Source organism: candidate division KSB1 bacterium (genome assembly GCA_022562085.1).
Lineage (GTDB): Bacteria > Zhuqueibacterota > Zhuqueibacteria > Oceanimicrobiales > Oceanimicrobiaceae > Oceanimicrobium.
In genome coordinates this window covers 1-5,665 of sequence record JADFPY010000305.1, presented here as the reverse complement: position 1 = coordinate 5,665, position 5,665 = coordinate 1, and the positions used below count along the sequence as shown (strand labels likewise).

General features: G+C 46.8%; 5 protein-coding genes and 1 pseudogene. 3 read left to right on the top strand and 3 right to left on the bottom strand.

Annotated features, from left to right (window positions below; translation table 11 throughout):
• A partial coding sequence (locus IH879_18750) for an amino acid permease (GenBank protein ID MCH7676965.1) occupies window positions 1–474 on the bottom strand: 474 nt, incomplete at its 3' end.
• 178 nt (window positions 475–652) lie between these two features.
• The gene (locus tag IH879_18745) at window positions 653–1,186 is read right to left on the bottom strand and encodes a transposase (GenBank protein ID MCH7676964.1); all 534 of its coding nucleotides are present in this window, start codon (window positions 1,184–1,186) and stop codon (window positions 653–655) included.
• 328 nt (window positions 1,187–1,514) lie between these two features.
• Here IH879_18745 and IH879_18740 point away from each other — a divergent pair, with 328 nt between their 5' ends.
• The 3 genes and pseudogenes from IH879_18740 to IH879_18730 all read left to right on the top strand — a co-directional run bounded on the left by IH879_18740 (window position 1,515) and on the right by IH879_18730 (window position 4,838).
• Window positions 1,515–4,157: an LPS-assembly protein LptD gene (locus tag IH879_18740; protein MCH7676963.1), complete on the top strand. Its 2,643-nt coding sequence runs from the start codon at window positions 1,515–1,517 to the stop codon at window positions 4,155–4,157.
• Window positions 4,158–4,240: 83 nt separating this feature from the next.
• Window positions 4,241–4,465, top strand: coding sequence for a DUF433 domain-containing protein (locus IH879_18735; protein ID MCH7676962.1), 225 nt, complete (start codon window positions 4,241–4,243; stop codon window positions 4,463–4,465).
• Between the two features lie 2 nt (window positions 4,466–4,467).
• Window positions 4,468–4,838: pseudogene (locus tag IH879_18730) on the top strand (DUF5615 family PIN-like protein).
• 94 nt (window positions 4,839–4,932) lie between these two features.
• Here IH879_18730 and IH879_18725 read toward each other — a convergent pair.
• Window positions 4,933–5,665: sterol desaturase family protein (locus IH879_18725; GenBank protein MCH7676961.1), on the bottom strand; the 733-nt coding region annotated here is incomplete at its 5' end.

Sequence of the window (5,665 nt, the reverse complement as noted above, 5' to 3'; positions counted from 1 at the left end):
TACGATAACGACGCCACCCAGCGCGAACATCAGAAACATCATGGGCACCAGGGTGCGCTGGTACAATTGCACCCCGCGTAGGTTCACCGCGACGAAAGTCCACAAAAAGGCCAGCGCCAGAATCACCCGGATGGGACCCGCATCCAGGGCTTCGGCCAAAAGCTGCCAACCCAGCGCGGTTGCGATGTCCCTTAGAAATGGAATGAGCACGTAAGACACGACCCCGATGGCAACGGAGAGGCCGAACCATTGGGAAAAACTTGCGACGAACCCCAGGTACGGATTGAGTGCGCGGCTGGCGTAGACATAGCTGCCGCCGGCCCGCGGCATGGCCGAGGCCAGAATAGCGTAGGCCAGCGCCGCCAGAATGGCCGGGACCGCCGCGAACAAATAGGCCGGTAAAACATACGGCCCGATACCCGGCACACTGCGCTGGATCATGAACGGAATAATGTTGATGGCCGCGCCCAGCATGGAACAGATGCCCGTGGCCGCCAGGCCGAGCAGGCCCAGGTTGCGGGCCAGGCCCGTGCTGCTTGTGGAAGTGTCTGCTGTATCTGCGGATTTATGGGTCAAAAATTAATTCCTCGCATATTTATAAAAAAATCGACCGTCGGTTGATTAATCCGTGGGTGCACCGTGTCCCAACCATCTATTTCCAATTTGCAGGGTTGTCTTTGTCTTCATGCCATTTCAACGGATTGTAGATGATGTATTCACGGATGCGGTTTAGTTCGTCGTTACGGATGATGCGATCGTAGAAACCGCGCTGCCATTTGAAATTTATTCGGCCTGATTGTCTGATTTTTTTGGTCACAACTGATTTGAATTGTCCAATTATTGAACCTAATGTATTTGGCTGTAATGTCCCTGATTTGGTAGGGGCGACCGGTCCGGTCGCCCCTACGTTAGCCATTTCCTCTATAAACAAAATTCCGTGAACATGATTGGGCATGATGATGTATGCGTCCGTGGAGACATTGGCCCGAATTTCCGCCGTCTTCAACCATTCGGATTCAACAATCCTTCCTGTATCGTTTAGGACAATTTTTTCATCCGCCACCGTGCCGAACAAACATTCTCTGTCATGGGTGCAAATCGTCACGAAATAGGCGCCTGCGCTGGAATAATCATATTCCTGCAACCGAATGGATTTTCGCCGCCGGATGTCGGTATTAATGGCCATTTAAATAAATCTTTATCTTGATCTCGTTTATCTCCTCCAGCGTGAGGAATTCCTACTATAAAGACCGCTGCGCTAATCTCTGTAGCAATCTTATTCAGGTAGCAGAACTCGCCACAGTTTTCGGCCTACCGGACCCGAAGTGTGGCCACTTCGGCTACACTACAGATCGTTACGGAAATTAGCACAGCAGTTTCCGTAACTGCAGTTTCTAATCTATTATTATTCCCCCAAAAAAAGATATATCACACAACCTTAACATGCAATTAAAAAAAAGTCAAATCCAATTCAGAGCGGAACAAAACTTTGTTTTTTGGGTGTTTATGATATCATGTTCAAATCTTTAAAATCCAAAATCAACTATTTTATCTTCGCCGTTTTGTTGCTGCAATTCTCGTTTGCATGGGCACAGGTCATCACCCCGCCCGACAGCTCTGCACTTAAAGCTCAAGCCGCCCTGGATAGTTCAAAAGTAAGCAAAATTACCAAACCTCTCACGAACACTCATCAAGATTCGACTTCAAAAAGTGGCATAAAACCGGCAAACGTGGGACTGAGTAAACCGGTCGATTACACCTACAAAACCATGATTACCGAGAAAACCGAAAATGGGCGTGTGACCCGCCTCCTCGGTGACGCCACAGTTAAATTCGGCGATATTACCATTAAGGCTGGCAAAATCACCATTCGCTGGAACGACAACCTTTTGATTGCTGAGAGTTTGCCTGACTCCGGAAACGGCGCAAATGGCAGTGATTCACTCACGGTCAAACAAATCGGTCGGCCGACTTTTTCAGACGGCAAAGAGACCATGGTCGGCGACCGCATGGAGTTTAATTTTAAAACCGAGAAGGGCAGGATACTCCGCGGCCGGACAAAATTTCAAAGAGGCTATTACCAGGGTGATATAGTCAAGATCGTCGATCCCAGCGTGTTCAATGTGGCGGACGGCAAATACTCAAGCTGTGACAAGGAAGAGCCACATTTCCATTTTCGCGGCAAGCAAATGAAAGTCATCCTAAACGATAAAGTCATCGTCAAACCGGTGATTTTCTTCATCGGGAAAATTCCCCTGGCGATTTTCCCGTTTGCCATGTTTCCAACCAAAGAAAACGGCCGCCAGTCCGGGGTCATTCTTCCGAACTTCGGCACCAGCCCCGCAGAAGGAAGATATCTGCGAAATATGGGTTACTACTGGGCAACAAATGACTACATGGATGTCCGCTTTACCCTGGATTTTTTTGAAAAGACCGGCATCCTTTTTCGCAGCAATGTGAATTATAAGCTGCGGTATAACTTCTCCGGCGCGGTTTCAGGCTCCTATACCAGAAAAACTTTTGACGATACCAAGCAGCGCCGCTGGAATCTGGATATTCGCCATAATCAGACAATCGATCCAAATACAAGTCTCTCAGTTAGCGCGAGTTTCGTTAGCAATAACAGTTTTTACCGTGAATTCAGCGCCAACCGGAGCCAGCGTTTAAACCGGCAGCTTCGTTCAAATGCCACGTTTAACAAAAGATGGGGTGAAGGAAGGAATAGCCTTAGCATCAACCTTTCGCAGACAAAAGATCTGGAAAACGGTCGAAATACGGTAACCCTGCCGCAGCTCCGTTTTACCCGCGGTCAAAGTGCGATCTTTCCCTTTAAGAAAGATGAAACCGGCCGATCTAAAAACCAGCCCAATTGGTACAACTCGATTCGATATTCATATAAAGGATTTTTGCTTAATACGGTACGAAAAGACAGCACCGGCGACCCGGATGCGCAGATCGACCGCCGGGCCGAACATGATATCCGGCTCAGTTTTACAAATCCGAAGAAACTGTTCGGTTGGCTGAGTTGGAGCCAGTCGTTTAGCTATGATGAAGACTGGTTCGACCGGAAAAAGTCCTTTGGCCTGGTAGATTCAACCAATGTTTTTGCGTCCACGGAAGAGAAAGGATTTGCCTCCCGCCGCACATTTCAATACTCGACTTCGGCAAGCACGAACATATTTGGAACGTTCTATCCGAAAATAGGCCCGATCCGTGCCATGCGGCACAAGATGAGTCCCTCACTTTCTTTTTCCTACCGGCCTGATTTTTCCGATAAAGTTTGGGGGTACTACGAAGTTCTGGAAGATACTTCGGGACAGGAAAAACGGCTGGATAAATTTCGCAGCACGCCGCGCGGCAAATTGATGAGTATGAATTATAGTCTCAACAATCTTTTTCAAATGAAGCTGGGAGAAGGGGAGAACGAAAAGAAAATTAATTTGTTTAATCTGAATTTTAGCAGCGGCTACAATTTTGCCGCCGACAGTCTGAAGATGCGTGACCTAACGACCTCTTTCCGCGCCAGCCCCAGGAAGAACCTCACCGTAAGTGCAGGCGTGGGACACAGTTTTTATAAGTTCGATGAAGAGCTCAAGCGGGCCGTAAATCGGTTTATTTCTCCCCGGCTGACGCGCTTCAGTATCGATGCCAGGTGGACCCTGAGCGGCAAAAAATCGACTCAAAGCGGCAGGGCCAGCCAGGCTGCTGCTGCCGGGGGCCCCGGATCAACATTAGAGCAGCAGCAAACTCAACCTGGATTATCGGGTCAGCCTCAAGATCGTTTTTCTCCGGAAAGTGCTTTTTCCGCATTTGATATCCCCTGGCGCGCCTCCCTTGCTTTTTCATACAGCCTAAGCAAGTCCAATCCTTTGAATCCGACCAAGAGGGCTTATGTTGATCTTTCTAATGTTCAAGTGCAGCTGACAAAAAATTGGCGCATCGGCTACCGGCTGCGGTACGATTTAGAGGGAACGGAAATTGTCGATCAGAGAATTTCTTTTCACCGGGATTTGCACTGCTGGGAAGCGCAGTTTAACTGGAATCCATCCGGAATTGGCCAGGGCTTCTATTTCAAAATCAACATCAAAGCGCCTCACCTGAGCAGTGTCAAACTCGAACAGCGCGGTGGAACGACCTCGATCTTCAGACCGTTTTAAGATGACTTTTAACTTGTAGGTTTTGAGAGTGATTCTTATATTACTTTGACAATTTAAACGAGTATATTAATTTAAGGTACTTTATGTTCAATAGAATTACTTTTGACTCTGAAATCATGCGTGGACGCGCCTGCATTCGGGGTATGAGAATCCCTGTTTCTCTTGTAGTGAATTTAATTGCCAACGGAATGTCTGAAAAAGAAATTCTTGCGGAATATCCCGATCTTGAAGGTGCAGATATTCAGGAGTCATTGAAATACGCTGCCTGGCTGGCAAATGACGAAGTCCATTCATATTCCGAAATTTGAATATGAAATTCTTAGCAGATATGGGAGTATCGAGTAGTACGGTTGAATGGCTAAAATCTAGTGGCTTTGAGGCTAAACACCTAAGAGAGGAAGGACTGCAAAAGCTGCCTGACAAAGATATCTTTTCTAAAGCTCAAAAGGAAGGCAGAGTTATTCTAACTTTCGATCTTGATTTGGTGAAATTGCAGCATTAGCAGGTACAATGCTACCAAGTGTAATTATATTTAGACTACAGGATCAAACACCACGAAATGTAAATAGATTATTAAAGCAAATTTTAGATAATACAAAAGAGGAACTAAAACAGGGTGCAATAATTTCTGCGAATGAAAAACGATTTCGAGTAAGACGCTTACCCATTCAATCCGAATAAACCTCACATCAACCTTTTTTGAGAGAAGGTTTACCCTCAATTTATTACTAAGAACCGAACCCAAATTAGAAAAGCAAAAGCCCTCGACAAGTTATTAATTGCTTTTATCTCCAAACTTTGAAGAACCAGGTGCGCGATACGCCTGAAACGGAATGGCAAGTAAATTCTTTAGACTGCTATGCTCCTCCGTCTGCATGTGGGTATCGATGCCGTATTGCAGAGTTTTTGTTTCAACCTCTACGAAGGTACGGAACAAGCGATCCCAGATTGAAAAAATATTGCCGTAATTGGTGTCGGTCAGCGGCTGGGCAAAATGGTGGTGGACTTTGTGCATCTTAGGCGTGACAAAAATATAGGAAAGCAGCCGGTCAATTTTTGCCGGCGTTTTGATGTTGGCGTGGGTAATTTGTGCGAACAGTGCAGACAGGGTCTGATAAACCATGACGACGCCAACGGGAACGCCGGCGATCAAGATGGCGAGCAGGGCAAAAATCACCCTGAACAAACTTTCCCCGGGATGGTGCCGCAGGCTGGTGGTGACGTCAACTTTGGTGTCCGTGTGGTGAATCAGATGAAATTTCCACATCCACTTCACCTGGTGATGGATCCAGTGGATCAGGTAAGCGCCGATAAAATCGAGCAAAAGCACACCGAGCATTACATGTAACCACAAAGGCAGGTCGGCGAGATAAAGCAGCCCAAACTTGTTGACAGTGGTGAAATCGCAGACTTTGATAATGAAAAACGCAAAAACAAAATTCACCACCAGAGTGGTAAGGATAAAAAACAGGTTGAGCAGGGCATGCTTAATTTTGGAATATTTGAAC